A 15,710-nucleotide genomic window follows, 5' to 3' on the forward strand; every position below is an offset into this window, starting at 1 on the left:
TGTGAGAGTAGGTCATCGTCAAGATTAAATTCCGAAACCCCAATTGCGAAAGCAGTTGGGGTTTTGTTTTGCCCGCAAGAAAAGTTTTTCAACTGCGATCAGCGAACAAATTTGCACAGTTATTTTCAAACCAGAACACTAGAATAGCCCCACCTTATTCGGAGCCAGAGCCTTTATGTCAGAGTCGGTTGACGCCCCAGGGCTGTCAGATTTACCGCTGGAAGACTTGGTGGCCTGTCACGAGTGCGACCTGCTGATGCGCAAGCCAACGCTTGCCCACGGCGAGAAAGCCCTCTGCCCGCGCTGCGGTTACGAACTGTACGCTCACCGTCATAACGTGGTGCAGCGCAGCCTTGCCTTGGTGATTGCAGCGTTATTGTTGTACATCCCGGCAAACTTTTTGCCCATCATGCAGCTCAATATCCTCGGACAGTCTTCGCAGGATACGGTCTGGAGCGGCGTTCTCGGCCTGTTCAACACCGACATGCAGGGCGTTTCGATTGTCGTATTCCTGTGCAGCATGGCCATACCGCTGCTCAAGTTGCTGTGTCAGCTGTTCGTTTTACTGACGATTCGTTTCAACTTCGGCCGTAGCTACGGTCTGCTGCTCTATCGCATTTACCACCACCTCAAAGACTGGGGAATGCTCGAGGTTTACCTCATGGGCGTACTGGTGGCGATCGTCAAACTGGCGGACATGGCGGCGATTACTGTAGGCCTCGGGCTGGCGTGTTTTATCGGACTGTTGTTGGTACAGGTCTGGCTGGAAGTGGTGATGTCACCGCATCAGATCTGGCAGGCGTTATCAGGAGAAGACGCGCATGCGGGCGATTGATGCGGGCATTCTGGTCTGTACCGAATGTCATGAGTTAAACAGGCGGGAAGCGGACACCGACGAGCAAACCTGTACCCGCTGCGGTGCCTTGGTTCACGCTCGCCGGCCGAACAGCCTGACCCGCACCTGGGCGCTGCTGATCACGGCCGCGATCATCTATATTCCGGCCAATGTTCTGCCGATCATGACTGTCAGTTCTTTGGGGCAGGGTGATCCGAGCACCATCATGTCCGGGGTGATCCAGTTGGTGCAGCACGGCATGATTCCGATTGCCGCGGTAGTCTTTATCGCCAGTATTCTGGTGCCGACCTTCAAACTGGTCGGCATCGCGCTGCTGCTGTTTTCGGTGCAACGACGCCAGCCGTTGTCGGCGCGTCAGCGCATCTGGATGTACCGCTTCATCGAGTTCATCGGTCGCTGGTCGATGCTCGATATTTTTGTGATCGCCATTCTCGTGGCGGTCGTCAACTTCGGCCGGCTAGCCAGTGTCGAAGCCAATCTTGGCGCCATCGCCTTCGCCAGTGTGGTGATTCTGACGATGCTCGCCGCAGTAACTTTCGATCCCCGACTGATTTGGGATAACACGGAGTCGGACGACGACCATGACTGATTTGCCCGTAGCGAAAACCCGACCGGCCTCGAACTGGTCTGCCATTTGGGTACTGCCTCTGATCGCGCTGATCATCGGTGGCTGGCTCGGCTGGCGTGCCTATTCCGAAACCGGTATCGAGATCCAGGTCCGCTTCGAGAGTGGCGAAGGCATCCAGGCCAACAAGACCGAAGTCATGTACAAAGGCATGTCGGTCGGCAAGGTCAAGACGCTCAAGCTCGATGACGAGGGCAACTCCAAAGGCGTGATCGCCACCGTGGAGATGAACAAGGACGTCGAGCAATACCTCAAGACCAGCACGCGCTTCTGGCTGGTCAAACCGAGCGTGACTCTGGCCGGTATCACCGGACTGGAAACCCTGGTTTCGGGTAACTACGTCGCCATCAGTCCTGGTGAAGGCGAGCCGACTCGCAAGTTCAAGGCGCTTTCCGAAGAGCCGCCGCTGTCCGACGCCAAGCCTGGCCTGCACCTGACCATCAAGGCTGATCGACTCGGTTCACTGAGCCGCGGCAGCCCGGTGTTCTACAAACAGATCAAGGTCGGCCAGGTCAAAAGTTACCTGCTCTCGGAAGACCAAAGCACCGTTGAACTGAAAGTCTTCATCGAACCGACCTACGCCAAACTGGTGCGCAAACACACGCGTTTCTGGAACGCCAGCGGCATCAGCATCGACGCCAACCTGTCCGGGGTAAAAGTGCGCAGCGAGTCGCTCGCCAGCATCGTCGCCGGTGGTATCGCCTTCGCCACGCCGGAAAACCGCAAGGACAGTCCGCCGACCGATCCAAGCCTGCCGTTCCGTCTCTACGAGGATTTCGACGCCGCTGCTGCCGGGATTCGCGTGAAGGTCAAACTCAGCGACTTCGAAGGCCTGCAGGCTGGCCGCACGCCGGTGATGTACAAAGGCATTCAGGTCGGCAACCTGAAAGCCTTGAAGGTCGATCCGGATCTGAACAGCGCCACCGCCGAACTGACGCTTGATCCTTTGGCCGAAGATTATCTGGTCGACGGCACGCAGTTCTGGGTGGTCAAACCGTCGATTTCCCTGGCGGGTATCACTGGGCTGGAAGCTCTGGTGAAGGGTAACTACATCGCCGTACGCCCGGGTGACAAAGGCGCTGCACCGAAACGCGAGTTTGAAGCACGGCCGAAAGCGCCGCCACTGGATCTGCGCTCGCCGGGCCTGCACTTGGTGTTGTTCACCGATACCCTTGGCTCGATCGATGTCGGCAGCCCGATCCTGTACAAGCAGGTCAAGGTCGGTTCGGTTCAGAGTTATCAGTTCTCCAAGACGCGCAAGCAGATCATCGTCGGCGTGCACATCGAGAAGGAATACGAAAACCTGGTCAACGCCTCGACGCGTTTCTGGAACGTCAGCGGTGTCACCCTCACTGGTGGTCTGACTGGCGGTATTCAAGTAAAAAGTGAGTCGCTGCAAACCCTGATGGCCGGCGGTATCGCCTTCGAAACGCCGCAAGCCAAGGCGCCGCTGCAGAAGCGCATCCCGCGTTTCCGTCTGTTCGCCAATCATGACGATGCCAGCAAAAAAGGCAGCGTAGTGACGATCAAAGTCGATCGCGCCGACGGTCTCAGCAGTGGCACGCCGGTTCGCTTCAAAGGACTGGACGTCGGCAAGATTGAAAGCGTCGATCTGACTGATGACCTGCAGTCGGTCATCCTCACGGCGCGCATCACTGAAGTGCCAGAAAAGATCGCGCGAGTTGGTAGTCAGTTCTGGGTGGTCAAGCCTGAGCTCGGCCTGATCAAGACCGAGAATCTGGAAACCCTGGTGACCGGCAAGTACATCGAAGTGCAACCGGCGGCGAAGAATCTTGGCCCACAGAAGAACTTTGTCGCGCTGGCCAATGCGCCGGAAGTGACCAAGCAGGAAGCAGGGTTGAGTCTGGTACTGAGCGCTGCCCGTCGTGGTTCGCTGAAACCGGGTGTGCCAGTGACTTACCGTGAAATCACTGTGGGTAAAGTGACGGGGTATGAACTGGGACAGACCGCAGATCGGGTGTTGGTGCACATTCTGATCGAGCCGAAATACGCGCCACTGGTGCGCAGTGGCAGCCGGTTCTGGAACACCAGCGGTGTTGGGTTTGATATCGGGTTGTTCAACGGGCTGACAGTGCGAACCGAATCGCTGGAGACGGCGATTCAGGGCGGGATTGCTTTTGCTACGCCGGAGGGTGAACGTATGGGCAACCCGGCGCGGGCTGAACAGACTTTCCCGTTGTTCGACAAGTTTGAGGATGAGTGGCTGACGTGGGCGCCGAAGATTTCACTCGGTAAGTAAATCCTGCGGTGTTTGAAGTGGCGCCATCGCGAGCAGGCTCACTCCTACAGGGGAACGCATTCCAACTGTAGGAGTGAGCCTGCTCACGATTACGCCCGCAAAATCAACACAAATCCCAAGCATAAAAAAAGGCCGCGATCCCATCAGATCGCGGCCCTTTTTTTGCCTTTCAGTTAACGCCGATCAAACCGCATCCAGCTCCGGTTCATCTGCCTCAACATTCACCGTCGCCTTCACCACATCATGGCGACGGATGTACTTCCAGTCCGCCTCATCAATGTAGATACCCGCCGGGCCGCTGCCGCCTTCGAGGTCGATCGCGACACTGGCGCAGACCTGCGGCTTCACGCTCGCCAGAATCGGCACGAAGCCCAGTTGCAGGCTGGTTTCCAGCAGTGCGGCCTGGTTCTTCTCGTCGATGTCCGCCGCCTCGTCGAGGTAATACGGCAGTCGCACGCGGCCGGCCAGATCGCGATCCATCAAGTGCAGCAACAAGTACATGTTGGTCAGCGCCTTGATGGTCATGGTCGTACCGTTGGACGCCGCGCCGTCGATGTCGGTGTGAATCACCGGCTGGCCGTTGACCTTGGTGATCTCAAACGCCAGCTCAAACAGATCCTTGAGACCGAGCTGGTTGTGGTTTGCCGCCACCAACCGCGCCAGATATTCCTTGGCCTCTTCGTTCTTGTTGTCCTGCTCGGCGCTCTGGCTGAGGTCGAACACCGACAGGGTTTCGCCTTCTTCGTACTGACCGGCGCTGTGGATGATCTGATCGATGTGCTTGAGCGCTTCCTTGTTCGGCGCGAGAACGATGCGGAAGCTCTGCAGGTTGGAGACCTGACGCTTGTTGATCTCGCGGTTGAACAGCGCCAACTGGTGCTCAAGGCTGTCGTAGTCGCTGCGAATGTTGCGCAAGGTGCGGGCGATATCGGTGACCGCCGCACGACGGGCCTTGCCCAGCGTCAACGCTTCATCGGTGCGGTGCGCGTAAGCGTTGATCAGCAGCGACAGACGGCGCTCCATGTCGTCTTCGCTGTCGAACTTGGCCACGCCCTTGAGGCGCACTTGCGCGTACAGCGCTTCGATTTGACCGTCAGCGCGCAGCAGGCCTTGCCAACTGTCCTGATAGTCGTTGAGCAGCGGCAGCAGGTTGTCCATCGAATCGTCGACCGGATCCATGAACGGCGTACCGAACGGCAGATCCGCCGGCAACAGCTGACGACGGCGCAGCGCATCGTCGAGCGTGCGTTGCTTGGCTTCCATGTCGGCGATCTGCCGGCCGACCAGTTGCAGCTTGGCCGACAGTTGCTGGACGCGTTCGGTGAAGGCATCGCTGGAACGCTTGAGTTCGTCCTGTGCGCCTTCCATCTGCGCCAGTTGCTCGAGCTTGTCGCTTTCTTCAGCGCTCAAAGTCTGCGTACGGCGGAAATCTTCCAAGGCTTTCTGCGCGTCCAGCACTTGCTGGTACAGCGCTTCGGTCTGGGTCTTGCTCGCGGCGCGGTCGGCAGCAACGGCCTGTTGGGTTTTCAGTTGCTTGAGTTCTTTTTCCAGACGCTCTTTCTGATCGCGCAACGCGGCACGGTCGGCCAGCGCTTGCAGGGCCGGCGGTTCGATATTGGAGATGTCGATGGACAGGCCCGGCACTTCGAAACGCTCGCCCTTGAAGCCATCAAGGATCAGCTCGACCGATTTGACCCACTCGCCATCGTCGTCGAGGGTGATGCCGTGTTCGCCCAGCGGCAGGCTGAACAGTGCGCTGTTGAACAGGCGCATCAGGCGCTCGACGTCCTGTTGCGAGAACTCTTCGCGCAGACGCGCATAGCTGTTGTTGTCGGCGTGATCGAGTTGCAGCTTCACCGACTTCAGGCGTTTTTCCAGATCGCGCAGACGCTCTTCGAGATCTTCGGCACTGAACTGACGCGATTGCGCCAAGGCACCGGCCAGTTCGTCGTGCGCGTCTTTGGCCGCGAGCAACTGTTGCTCCAGCACTTTGACGTCATCGACCAAGGCGAAGCGATTCTTCAACACCGACAATTCGCCGAGCCAACGCTGGATGCCGGAAATTTCCCGCTCCAGACGCATCAGTTCCTGGGTGCCACCGCGCTGATCGTTTTGCAGACTGTCCTGCTCACCACGGTAATGGTCGGCCTGAATCGTCAATTCTTCCTTGCGCGCACTGGCGTAATCCGACCAAGTACCGAGCAACGAGTCGAGCAGCGGCGACAGCCGATGCAGTTTGCCGCGCAGCACGTCGCGCTGTTTCACGCCGTTGGCCAAGGCTTCAACCAACGGGCCGGCAGCGACCAGCGAGTTGTAGTCCTGTTCCATACGACGCACGTCGCGGAAGGCTTCTTCGCACGCGGCGATGTAGTCGACGCTGCCCGAACGCAGGCTGTGTTCGAAGGCATCAAGGAACAACTGCTTGAGCTTGGCCGCAGTGATTTCGCGCATGTGCAGCAGGTTGATGAACAGTGCGCGGAAGGTCTTCAGGCTCTGCTCGCTGGTGGAGCGCAGCGGGATCAGGGTCAGATCCAAAGGAATAGACGTGTGACCGCCCACCAGCAAACGACGCAGTTCATCCGGCTTGAGTTCGTAGGCTTTCAGGCCTTCTTTCTCAAGGTTGCTGAACAGCTCTTTCTGGCGCAGGCAGGTGTCGTTCTTCTGGTAATGCGCCAGATCGAGCTTGCCGGCGTAGGCGAAGAACTGGTGACCGAAACCACCGCCCGGGCCGCGCCCGACCACGCCGATCACGTGCGGGCCGTGCGGCAGATTCACTTCGACGAGGATGTAGCTGGTGTCGGAAGCGAAGTAAAAGCGCCGCGATTGTTCGAGGCTGTACTTGCCGAAACTCATGTCCGACATGCGCGCCAGAATCGGGAACTGCAAGGCGTTGATCGACGCCGATTTACCGAGGTTGTTCGCGCCGTAAACCGACAACGGTTCTTCCAGCGGAAACAGGCCGAGGCTGTAACCGGCGGTGTTCAAAAGGGCAAAGCGGCGGATGCCGTAGCGTTCCTGGCTCATGCGTCGGACTCCTGTTCTTCGGCAATGGCGCGAGCCAGTGCTTCTTCTTCGCTCTCTTCATCGAATTCGGTGAGATCGAGCGGGTCGTCGGTTTCGAGGAATTTGGCTTCCGCCGCTTCGTCGATCAGCACCGGGGCTGGCAGCGGCAGAACGCTGTGCACGCTGGCCGCGAGATCGCGGTCTTGCTGCACCGACAGGCACACGTCGAGGAAACGGTGCATCGGCGGCAGGAAGCGATACACACCGTTTTCTTCGCCGGCGAAACCCAGTTGAGTCATGCGGCGCATGATCTTTTCTTCGAGTTCTTCAACGGTCTGCACTTCGGCCTGAATGAACAGGTCGCGGTACTTCTCCAGCAACGATGGCAGTTCTTCACGGCCGAGGCTGCCGCCATCGAGCACGGCGATCGGGTCGCGGCCCTGATCGGCCAGGTGCTCGACGAGGATGAAGGTGAACAGCGCCAGACGCTGGGCAGTCTTGTTCACCGCCGCTGCGGCCATGTCCGGTACGAAGTAGTAGAAACCACGGGTGTCGCAGACCAGTTCAAAACCCAACGCCTTGAACAGCGTGCGGTACTGATCCTGGAAGTTCGACAGTTGCGCGTACAACTCCGGATCACGGCGACTGACGTGGTAACCCTTGAACAGCTCACGGAAGATCGGCGCGAGTTGCGACAGTTCGGAAAGATCAAGTTGCATTTGAAGTACCTGCAGAGAGGGCGCTCGCAGAATCCTCGGCGGCGCTGTCGCTGGCCGAGAGCAGGGCGAAGGAGCGCAGGCTGACCTGGTGCTCGTGAGTGTGGTATTCGCGGCGTTCCAGACGCTCGCGCTTGAAGCGTTTTTCCCGCGACAGGCGCGAGAACCAGTAGAGCAATTCGTCGGTGGCGCCGTCCGGTTCCTGCTCGAGCAGCCAGGTCATCAGATCCGGCATCGGCAGGGCTTCTTCGCAACGGTCGACCATCTCGCGCACGGTGCGTGGCGCGCGGGGGGCTTCGCCTTTCTGGGTTTTGTGCGCTTTCGGGAAACGCGCCGGTTTCGGCTCGAAACGCGCCAACGCATACACGTAGGCTTCGACCTGACTGGCGCTGCCGAGAAAGGTACTTTGCGGACGGGTGAACAGCGGCATCGCCGCTTGCGGCACGGCGTCGATGCCTTTGCGGCGAATCGCCGCCAATGCGAGCGCAGCACCACGGGTCACGGCGTTGTGCCGGCGTGCTTCTTCACGCAGCGGCAGTAGCAGTTCGCGGGCGTGACGCAACGTCAACTGAGCGCTGGTCTGCATTTCGAGGATGCGCGCGTGGGTGCGCAACAACATGTCGTCATCAACCAAGTGACCGAGGCGCTGTTGCTCGCTGAGCATCTTCAGCAACACGGTTTCGACCTTGCGCACGCCTTGTTCGAAGGCACCGTCGGCGTTCACCAGATCGATCATCGGCTCGACGTATTCGTCCCAGGTCGCCAGTACTTCGGCGTACCGCTGACGCAGCGGAATCTGCCGGTCGCTGGTCTTCGCGCGTTCGGCCACCGCCACCAGCGCCTGTTCGTCGTTGTCGAGTTTCTTCAGCACGTCACGCACGCGCATGTCGAGCAAACGCAATTGGCGCGCGAGGTCGTGGCCGTCGCGGATGTCGAAGGCGTCCTGGATGTAACCAGCCAGACGTTCGAGGTGGCGCAGATACGCTTCAATTTCCAGGCACAGGCCCAAGCGGTGTTCACGGCGCAAGTACGCCAGGAAGTCGTGAATCTGCGCGTTCAGCTCGAAACGGTTCGGGCTTTTCGCCACCGGAATCAGAATATCGAGGCGAATCCACACGTCGAGCAGGCTGGTGATGTCCTGTGGCGTGCTGTCCAGTTGTTGGGCGGCCAGTTGCGCGCGCAGTTCGTTGAGGCTCAATGTGCCTTGGTCGAAATGCTCGCACAAAGGCTCCAGAAGCGCCCAGTGTTCAGCGAGGGCGCGCAAGACGCGCTTGGGTTCGATCATCGGAATGCCCGGCTGGTTGGCAATGAAAAGCGGCGATTGTACTGCATCATGAAGGAGGCGATTCACTCTCGGGACGGACTGTCGCGTTTCTCCCTGTGGAAGACGTTGATCAAGTCTATCGATCAACAACGGGCGATCTTGAGCGAAGGGCGGTAGAATCAGCCCACTTCAGTTATCCACAAGTGGCCGACCCTTGCTAATCGAGTCCCGCCGCCGCGCCTATTTGAACGCCATGCAGGTGGTCAACTGGCTGCCGCGCACCGAATTGCCTTTCGCCGCGCCGTCGCGGCCCGAGCTGCTGGACATGCCCGAGCCAGAGGTAGAGGCGCCGATGGTGCTTGCTCCGCAGGCCGAGGCGCCGGTGCAACCGACCGCTCGTCCGAGCGAACGGCCGAAAATCGAAGTGCCGCGCCCTTCGCTGGCCAGCACCCGAACCAACGCCAAACCGGTGGAAGCGGCCGACGACACCCCCGTGGTGGCCAAACCCGCGCCGGTGCCGCCACCGCGTTTCGCTCTGCAATTGCTCCGTGCCGGGCGCTGTCTGCTGTTGGTCGAGTTACCCACAGGCGAACCGTTCCAGAGCCGCGACCCGGCTTATCTGCTGCTCAAAGACATGCTGCGCGCCGCCGGTCTGCCGGATGCACCGCAAATCGTCGGCGAGCCAGTGCGTTGGCCGTGGCTCAATCGCGGCACCATGGATCAGGGCCCGGAGGCGGCGCGCGACTTCGTCCAGGGTTTCCTTTCGGTACAAATGGAAGCCGCACCGTGCGCCTGCCTGTGGCTGATCGGCCTGCCGGCAGTGCGTTTTGCCGGTGAAGCGGACGCTGAAGCATTCAATCGTGAATTGCAGATCGAAGGTCTGGGCTCGGCCTGGGCCATTCCCGGTCTGGAGTTGTTAATGGAAGAGCCACAGCGCAAGGCCGCCGTGTGGCAAGCCATGCGTCGGCTGATGGCGCGCTGGAAAGAATCGAATGAGTGACGCTGTAACCTTCCGCCCGATGATCGAGGCGGATCTGGACGCTGTGCTGAAGATTGAATTCGCCGCGTACAGCCATCCATGGACTCGGGGCATTTTTCTCGACGGCTTGGGCAAATACCAGATCTGGCTGATGTTCGAAGGGCAGCAACAGGTCGGGCATGGCGTGGTGCAGATCATTCTGGATGAGGCGCACCTGCTCAATATCACGGTTAAACCGGAGAATCAGGGGCGAGGCTTGGGGCTGACGTTGCTCGAGCATTTGATGTCGCGGGCCTATGCGGCGCAAGCGCGGGAATGTTTTCTCGAAGTGCGCGACAGCAATCGCTCGGCGTTCCGCTTGTACGAGCGCTATGGTTTCAACGAAATCGGCCGGCGCCGGGATTATTATCCGGCGGTGGGCGGGCGCGAAGACGCTGTGGTCATGGCCTGCACCCTGGTCGACTGATCCCCTGACTCATTCTGCGGATACAACATCCCCCTGTAGGAGCTGCCGCAGGCTGCGATCTTTTGATCTTGTTCCGGGTCATGCAAAAAAAGATCAAAAGATCGCAGCCTTCGGCAGCTCCTACAGGAAGGCGCGTCTGTTAGCGGTTACCGTCCAGCGGGTCGCGCCGCGCCAACTCCGCTTCATCCAGCCCGTTACCACCGCCGATATCATCTTCATCGACCAGGCTCAAGTCCCAATCTGCCGGATTACCTTCACCGGCCTCTTCGGCATCCCGCGCGCCATCCTCATGGATCAGGGTTTCCGGGCTCATGTCATCGTCCGTTGGCTCATGATCGCTGACCGAAGCCCCGGTCATCCCCGCCTCGCGCACGCGCTCATTGGGCATCAACTGCTCGCGTTCACGTTCTGGAATCTCATCACCAATCTTCGCGCTCGGCTCGTCTTCATCGAAATCCAGCTCATGCACCGAACCCATGCGGTCTTCGTTATCATCGATGGGCTCCGGTTGCACCGCATCGTAAGGGCGTCGTGAATCAGTCATGGCAAATCCTCATACTGTGGGCCTTACTAAGGTGGACTCACCAGGCACACGAGAATTCCCATGAAATCACTTGCGTTGGCGGCGTGACCCCGACGGGCGGTCGACTGTCATACCAGCGCATCTTTCTTGAGGCCTAACAGCATGCACGACTTACAAGACCTGATTGATAACAACGAGCGTTGGGCTGACGCGATCACCAAGGAAGACCCGGATTTCTTCGCCAAGCTGGCGCGCCAGCAAACGCCGGAATACCTGTGGATCGGCTGCTCCGACGCCCGCGTGCCGGCCAACGAAATCGTTGGCATGTTGCCCGGCGACCTGTTCGTTCACCGTAACGTTGCCAACGTGGTGCTGCACACCGACCTCAATTGCCTGTCGGTGATTCAGTACGCGGTCGATGTGCTCAAGGTCAAACACATCCTTGTCACCGGCCACTACGGCTGCGGCGGTGTGCGCGCCTCGATGCAGGACCGTCAGTTCGGCCTGATCGACGGCTGGCTGCGGTCGATCCGCGATCTGTACTACGAAAAACGCGAAGAACTGGCCAAGTTGCCGACCGAAGAAGAGCAGGTCGATCGTCTCTGCGAACTCAACGTGGTCCAGCAAGTGGCCAACGTCGCCCACACCAGCATTATCCAGAACGCCTGGCATCGCGGGCAGAGCCTGTCGATCCATGGATGCATCTATGGCATCAAGGACGGTCGCTGGAAAAGTCTCAACACCACCATCAGTGGTTTCGAGCAGTTGCCGCCGCAATATCGTTTGCGTCCGGTCGGCGCGCCGTAAGACACGCGTCAGCGCCCGCTCGAATGTCGCCAGCGCTGGAGAAAACGCTGACCTTCAAGGTTGGGTGGATCGTCGTAGCCGGTGATCCACCCGCGACAGAGCGACGCTCCGCACGTGCAGGCGAACTGCTGCAGGAGTTTGTCTTCGGTGGCGGCGTAATCCATGGTCAGGCGCTCGCCACTGTGGATATCTTTCAGCGCCCACAGCCATAACTCGCTCATGTCGAGAAAGACGTTGGGGTCGCAGGAGTGCTCCAGCAGGCCGCAAAAACGCGGGTCGTAAATGTGAATGCCGATCTGCAACTGGCGGGTTTGCCGACACCGATAGGGCAGCAATTGCCCGGACACCCGGCACATCCGACTGATACGCAGAAAATCCCGCCGGGCCACCACTGCTGCGCCATTGCCCGCGTCCGGGTGAACGATTTCGAAATCAAGGCAGGAGGGGAAACCCAGGCGAACAGGCAGTCCGGCGAACGGATAAATCCCTTTTGCATCCCTCGCCTGACTGGCTTGAAAGGCATGACTGTTCATAACGTTCCTTGTTGTTCGGGTGTTGCGACTCCCGAAGGCTGACGTCCTGTCAGTCCTGCAACACGTTCTGTGGAACCAATCGTCGTGTATGTGCCGAGACGGGTCTACTGTCAGATCTGACAGGCGCGATAGACGCATCCCGCGTCAGCTCTGGCTGACACAGGAATACCCTTCACCGATTACAGATGCGGTGCTGCAACGTCGGCTTGCGGCAGTGGCGCCTGCAATTGCTTGAGTTGCGCCTTGATTGGCGTCGAGGCGCATTTGGCGGCGGCCTCTGCCTGGCTCAGATTACGGATCGAGGTGTAGAACAGTTCGCAGGTTTTGCCTTTCTGCGTCACTTGCCAGGTCTGCGTGCAATTGTTGAGCGTGGTCTGCGCATTGCTTGCCGGTCTGGTGCCCATGTCGGCCTGCCAACAGGCGGCGCTCAAGTCCTGACCCATGACCTTGAGGCCGGCCGCGTCTGCCTTGGCCGCGTCGCCGTCGTAGCTCGCCGGGTCAGCGGCGTACCAGATGTAGCTCGGATGGTTGGAGCCCAATACCGGCACTTTCACGCCTGCGCTCGGGCTGATGCTCGCCAGGCCCAGGACATTCACGGTCGGCCCGTATTGCTGCTTGATCCAGTTACGCACCGGCGCACCGAATGCGACCATCGGCAGGGTGGTGCCGGCGGCGTTCTGGCTGAACTGTTGGACCAGCGTGGTCTGATAGTCCTTGAAGTAGTCATAAACACCTTCGAGATCCTTGCCCGCACTGGACGGCGCCGCGATCGGCGCGATGTCGATGATGGTCTGGAAGGCGGGCGTCTGCTCGGCGGGAATGCCGTTGAAAGTGAGCAACGCTGCCCAGCGATCGGTGGTGTTGGAACGTAAATAATCCTGCGCCTGAGTCAGTGAGTAATCCGGCGGGAAGTGCAGCAACTCAATACTTTTGCGATTTTCCAATGCCATGCCCAGCGGCAGGAACAGGTACCAGCTGTACGCCCACTTGCCGTCGGCGTTGAGTTTGCTCGCGCCGGTATAAGCCAGGTCGCCAGCGTCGAGCAGCGCGGACAGCGGCTTGTCATAGCCCTTCGGCACGCCACTGATTTCAGCGTAGAGCTGGCCGTTATCGTTTTTCACCAGAACCCTGGCGTCGGTGTAGCCGTCGCGCTGCACGCTTTGGCTCAGGTAGTGGGCGACGGTCTGCTCCAGCGACCAGTTGCGAAAGCAGATCACGTTGCAATTGTTGGGATAGGCGAAGAGGCGCGTGACGCGCTCGGTGCTGCCCAGCTTCAAGTCGACATCGGCGTGGGCGGCCGCGCTCAACGTCAGCGCGGCGAGGGTCAGTCCTGCGAGTTTGAACATGCTCAGATCCTTTTCAGCGTGGTTCCCGTCGGTCGGGGGCGGCTCATAGTGGATCAGCCGCGTGGCGCAGAAAAGCGGTCATGCGCAGTTTTTTGCGCCACCTCGCAGGGCCCTTTGCTCAGGCCCGGAACTGCAGGGCGTTGGTCAGATCGCCCATGGGTTTCTGGCCACGGGCGATCATCGCGTCATCGCGCTGCTTGAGGCCGTCGAGCGTTTCCAGTTGGAACACCCGGGTGATCAGACGCAGGATCGATGCGGTGTCGTACACCGTGTGATCCACCGTACCCTTGCGGGCAAACGGCGACACCACCAACGCCGGCACCCGTGACCCCGGCCCCCAGCGATCGCCTATGGGCGGCGCGACGTGATCCCACCAGCCGCCGTTTTCATCGACCGTGACGATCACCACCATGTTTTTCCACTGCGGGCTTTCACGCAAAACCTTCAACGCGCGGACGATATGGCGATCCCCTGAGGCAACGTCGGCGTAACCGGCGTGCATGTTCAGGTTGCCCTGAGGCTTATAGAAACTCACCGCCGGCAGCTTGCCGGCCTCGGCATCGGCGAAGAACTTGTTGCTGGTTGACTCGTCACCCAGACCGGCATCGCGCAGGCGTTTGTCACGCTCGGCGGGGTTTTCCGGGCCTTGCTGTTTGAAGTAGTTGAATGGCTGATGGTGATACTGAAAGTTGGGGATTTTCGGGATGCCGCCGGAATCCTTGAACTGCTCCAGCGTCGCTTGCCACGCACCGGCGTACCACGCCCAATCGACATTCTTCTTCGACAGCTTGTCGCCGATGTGCTCGTGAGTCTGCGGCACCATGACATTGGGCAGATCGGGCTTGGCATACGCCGGGCGTTGCGGGTCGCGAATCCACGTCGGCCAGTAGGGCGGGGCGAGCGTGTTGACGCCAAAACCATCCGGGGTCAATGCACTCGGGCCGAACTGCGGCGGGCCGGTCATGGCGCTGGCTGGGGACTGTTCCAGCGGTTTCAGGCGCGAATCTTTCGGATCGTCGCTGTGCAAGGCAGCGATCTGCGACTTGGCCACCGAATTGGCCGCGTCCGGATAGAACGGCGCGGTGGCGCTGATCAAGTACTGGTGGTTGAGGAACGAGCCGCCGAAAGCGCCCTGGAAGAAGTTGTCACACAGCACGAATTCCCTGGCGACATCCCACAGGCGCAATGAATAGCGACTCTGGGCGTAATGGCCCATGGTCAAACCGCCGGAGTCCGCCCAGGCGACGAAGCTGTCGTTCTTGCCGCCATTGATCTGCATCTGGTTCTGGTAGAACACGTGCCACAGATCGCGCGTCACCAGGCCGAACGGCAGATCCTCGCCGCTCGGGCCTTTAAGGGCGAACGGCGCGTTGGGCAGGTTTTCCTGAAACTGCGTGGCGCTGGGGTAGGTCACGCCATCGAGGGTTTGCGGGCCGATCTGCAAGGTGCCGCCCCAGACGGGCGGCAAGGTTTGCAGCAATGAGCCGTCGCGATCACGTTGCTGATAGTCGGCGGGATTGAGCGCCGCCAGCGGCTTTTCGACACCGGGGAAATCACCGAACAGGTTATTGAAACTGCGGTTCTCGGCGTAGATCACAACTACGGTTTTCACCTGCTCGCGCAGGGCCTTGTCCAGTTCGGTCGGGGTTAACGGATGTTCGGCCGGTTTGCCGGGCTGTTCGCCGGTGTTGCCACAGGCCGCCAGCGTCGCGCCGACACCGAGCACCGCGACACCCCCGAGGAAGCGGCGGCGACTGGTATCGGTGGGATTGTCGGATTCAGGGGAAGGTGCGTCGGTGCCGTCTGTTTCGTCGATCATGTCTCAGCCCGCTTTGCTTAAATGTTTCAGTATGTTTCGGGCGGACGCTAGCAAGGGTGTGTGACGGTTGGGTTACATAAGGCGCGGTGTTTGCAGCTCTCGAGCCCTGCTAGACTGGCGCTACATTGAATCTGGCATGGGTGAACCATGAAACCTTCCACTGCTCTTGATTTGCAGCGATCAGCCGTTCGCGAGGTTATAGGCCGTTTTCGCGTGGCCAATCCTCGGGTGTTTGGTTCCGCGTTGTTAGGTACGGACATGGAAGGAAGCGATCTTGATTTGTGGGTAGATCCCCTGCCCGGCACTACCCTGTTCGATCTAGGTGGGCTTCAAGTTGAGTTGGAGGACCTGCTGGGTGTCACTGTTGATTTGCTGACTCCAGGAGACCTCCCGCTGAAATTTCGCCAGAAGGTTCTTGATCAGGCCCGTCCCGTATGACCGAAAACCGCCTCAGCGATTACCTTGAGCACATGCGCCAGGCGTCGAGCGATGCGTTGATCTTTGTGTAAGGCC

14 protein-coding genes are annotated in these 15,710 nt (G+C 59.7%); 7 read left to right on the plus strand and 7 right to left on the minus strand.

Annotated elements, in window-relative coordinates:
- The first annotated feature begins 175 nt into the window (after nucleotides 1-175).
- Genes ACQ4MY_RS05630 through ACQ4MY_RS05640 form a run of 3 tightly spaced genes read left to right on the plus strand, consistent with a single transcriptional unit; the run spans nucleotide 176 to nucleotide 3,741 of the window.
- The gene (locus ACQ4MY_RS05630; protein ID WP_008079596.1) at nucleotides 176-835 is read left to right on the plus strand and encodes a paraquat-inducible protein A; all 660 of its coding nucleotides are present in this window, start codon (nucleotides 176-178) and stop codon (nucleotides 833-835) included.
- The gene (locus tag ACQ4MY_RS05635; RefSeq protein ID WP_008079595.1) at nucleotides 822-1,445 is read left to right on the plus strand and encodes a paraquat-inducible protein A; all 624 of its coding nucleotides are present in this window, start codon (nucleotides 822-824) and stop codon (nucleotides 1,443-1,445) included. The genes ACQ4MY_RS05630 and ACQ4MY_RS05635 overlap by 14 nt, the downstream gene beginning before the upstream one ends.
- Entirely contained in the window at nucleotides 1,438-3,741 is a 2,304-nt protein-coding gene (locus ACQ4MY_RS05640) for a PqiB family protein (RefSeq protein ID WP_008079593.1), read from the plus strand. Before ACQ4MY_RS05635 ends, ACQ4MY_RS05640 begins: the two co-directional genes overlap by 8 nt.
- Before the next feature lie 183 nt (nucleotides 3,742-3,924).
- Here the strand turns inward: ACQ4MY_RS05640 and mksF are convergent, their stop codons facing one another.
- From mksF to mksB, 3 genes are read right to left on the minus strand one after another with little or no spacing between them, the layout of a single operon-like run.
- Complete coding sequence (gene mksF / locus ACQ4MY_RS05645; RefSeq protein WP_440094281.1) at nucleotides 3,925-6,765, minus strand: Mks condensin complex protein MksF; 2,841 nt, start codon at nucleotides 6,763-6,765, stop codon at nucleotides 3,925-3,927.
- Nucleotides 6,762-7,463, minus strand: coding sequence for an Mks condensin complex protein MksE (gene mksE, locus ACQ4MY_RS05650; RefSeq protein ID WP_440094283.1), 702 nt, complete (start codon nucleotides 7,461-7,463; stop codon nucleotides 6,762-6,764). The genes mksF and mksE overlap by 4 nt, the downstream gene beginning before the upstream one ends.
- Nucleotides 7,453-8,745: an Mks condensin complex protein MksB gene (mksB, locus tag ACQ4MY_RS05655; RefSeq protein ID WP_008079590.1), complete on the minus strand. Its 1,293-nt coding sequence runs from the start codon at nucleotides 8,743-8,745 to the stop codon at nucleotides 7,453-7,455. The genes mksE and mksB overlap by 11 nt, the downstream gene beginning before the upstream one ends.
- Nucleotides 8,746-8,977: 232 nt before the next feature.
- On the opposite strand from mksB, the gene ACQ4MY_RS05660 reads away from it, so the two are divergent.
- Nucleotides 8,978-9,724 (plus strand): energy transducer TonB, encoded by a 747-nt coding sequence (locus tag ACQ4MY_RS05660; protein ID WP_158836236.1) that lies wholly within the window; start codon nucleotides 8,978-8,980, stop codon nucleotides 9,722-9,724.
- On the plus strand, nucleotides 9,717-10,169 hold the full coding sequence (gene rimI, locus ACQ4MY_RS05665; RefSeq protein ID WP_008079588.1) for a ribosomal protein S18-alanine N-acetyltransferase: 453 nt from the start codon (nucleotides 9,717-9,719) through the stop codon (nucleotides 10,167-10,169). The genes ACQ4MY_RS05660 and rimI overlap by 8 nt, the downstream gene beginning before the upstream one ends.
- Before the next feature lie 139 nt (nucleotides 10,170-10,308).
- Here rimI and ACQ4MY_RS05670 read toward each other — a convergent pair whose 3' ends face one another.
- Nucleotides 10,309-10,713: a serine kinase/phosphatase gene (locus ACQ4MY_RS05670; RefSeq protein ID WP_440094286.1), complete on the minus strand. Its 405-nt coding sequence runs from the start codon at nucleotides 10,711-10,713 to the stop codon at nucleotides 10,309-10,311.
- A 141-nt stretch (nucleotides 10,714-10,854) separates the two neighbouring features.
- Here ACQ4MY_RS05670 and can point away from each other — a divergent pair, with 141 nt between their 5' ends.
- Nucleotides 10,855-11,499, plus strand: a complete 645-nt coding sequence (can, locus tag ACQ4MY_RS05675) for a carbonate dehydratase (protein WP_008079586.1) — start codon at nucleotides 10,855-10,857, stop codon at nucleotides 11,497-11,499.
- 8 nt (nucleotides 11,500-11,507) lie between these two features.
- Here the strand turns inward: can and ACQ4MY_RS05680 are convergent, their stop codons facing one another.
- The 3 genes from ACQ4MY_RS05680 to ACQ4MY_RS05690 form a co-directional block, all read right to left on the minus strand.
- Nucleotides 11,508-12,032 carry an SET domain-containing protein-lysine N-methyltransferase gene (locus ACQ4MY_RS05680; RefSeq protein WP_158836225.1) on the minus strand — a complete coding sequence of 175 codons (525 nt, stop codon included), beginning with the start codon at nucleotides 12,030-12,032 and terminating at the stop codon, nucleotides 11,508-11,510.
- A gap of 179 nt (nucleotides 12,033-12,211) precedes the next feature.
- Nucleotides 12,212-13,378 (minus strand): hypothetical protein, encoded by a 1,167-nt coding sequence (locus ACQ4MY_RS05685; protein ID WP_440094289.1) that lies wholly within the window; start codon nucleotides 13,376-13,378, stop codon nucleotides 12,212-12,214.
- 118 nt (nucleotides 13,379-13,496) lie between these two features.
- A complete protein-coding gene (locus ACQ4MY_RS05690) occupies nucleotides 13,497-15,197 on the minus strand; it encodes an acid phosphatase (protein ID WP_440094291.1) in 1,701 nt (566 codons plus the stop codon).
- Nucleotides 15,198-15,344: 147 nt separating this feature from the next.
- Here ACQ4MY_RS05690 and ACQ4MY_RS05695 point away from each other — a divergent pair, with 147 nt between their 5' ends.
- Nucleotides 15,345-15,635, plus strand: a complete 291-nt coding sequence (locus tag ACQ4MY_RS05695) for a nucleotidyltransferase family protein (protein ID WP_440094293.1) — start codon at nucleotides 15,345-15,347, stop codon at nucleotides 15,633-15,635.
- Nucleotides 15,636-15,710: the final 75 nt, after the last annotated feature.

Source organism: Pseudomonas sp. SM4 (assembly GCF_051913165.1).
GTDB lineage: Bacteria > Pseudomonadota > Gammaproteobacteria > Pseudomonadales > Pseudomonadaceae > Aquipseudomonas.

Bases quoted from the DNA above. Each gene is read 5' to 3' on its own strand.
- ACQ4MY_RS05690 (WP_440094291.1), bottom strand. From the start codon at position 15,197: ATGATCGACGAAACAGACGGCACCGACGCACCTTCCCCTGAATCCGAC.
- ACQ4MY_RS05635 (WP_008079595.1), top strand. From the start codon at position 822: ATGCGGGCGATTGATGCGGGCATTCTGGTCTGTACCGAATGTCATGAG.
- can (WP_008079586.1), top strand. From the start codon at position 10,855: ATGCACGACTTACAAGACCTGATTGATAACAACGAGCGTTGGGCTGAC.
- ACQ4MY_RS05680 (WP_158836225.1), bottom strand. From the start codon at position 12,032: ATGAACAGTCATGCCTTTCAAGCCAGTCAGGCGAGGGATGCAAAAGGG.
- ACQ4MY_RS05660 (WP_158836236.1), top strand. From the start codon at position 8,978: ATGCAGGTGGTCAACTGGCTGCCGCGCACCGAATTGCCTTTCGCCGCG.
- rimI (WP_008079588.1), top strand. From the start codon at position 9,717: ATGAGTGACGCTGTAACCTTCCGCCCGATGATCGAGGCGGATCTGGAC.
- ACQ4MY_RS05670 (WP_440094286.1), bottom strand. From the start codon at position 10,713: ATGACTGATTCACGACGCCCTTACGATGCGGTGCAACCGGAGCCCATC.
- ACQ4MY_RS05640 (WP_008079593.1), top strand. From the start codon at position 1,438: ATGACTGATTTGCCCGTAGCGAAAACCCGACCGGCCTCGAACTGGTCT.
- mksE (WP_440094283.1), bottom strand. From the start codon at position 7,463: ATGCAACTTGATCTTTCCGAACTGTCGCAACTCGCGCCGATCTTCCGT.
- ACQ4MY_RS05630 (WP_008079596.1), top strand. From the start codon at position 176: ATGTCAGAGTCGGTTGACGCCCCAGGGCTGTCAGATTTACCGCTGGAA.
- ACQ4MY_RS05695 (WP_440094293.1), top strand. From the start codon at position 15,345: ATGAAACCTTCCACTGCTCTTGATTTGCAGCGATCAGCCGTTCGCGAG.
- mksF (WP_440094281.1), bottom strand. From the start codon at position 6,765: ATGAGCCAGGAACGCTACGGCATCCGCCGCTTTGCCCTTTTGAACACC.
- ACQ4MY_RS05685 (WP_440094289.1), bottom strand. From the start codon at position 13,378: ATGTTCAAACTCGCAGGACTGACCCTCGCCGCGCTGACGTTGAGCGCG.
- mksB (WP_008079590.1), bottom strand. From the start codon at position 8,745: ATGATCGAACCCAAGCGCGTCTTGCGCGCCCTCGCTGAACACTGGGCG.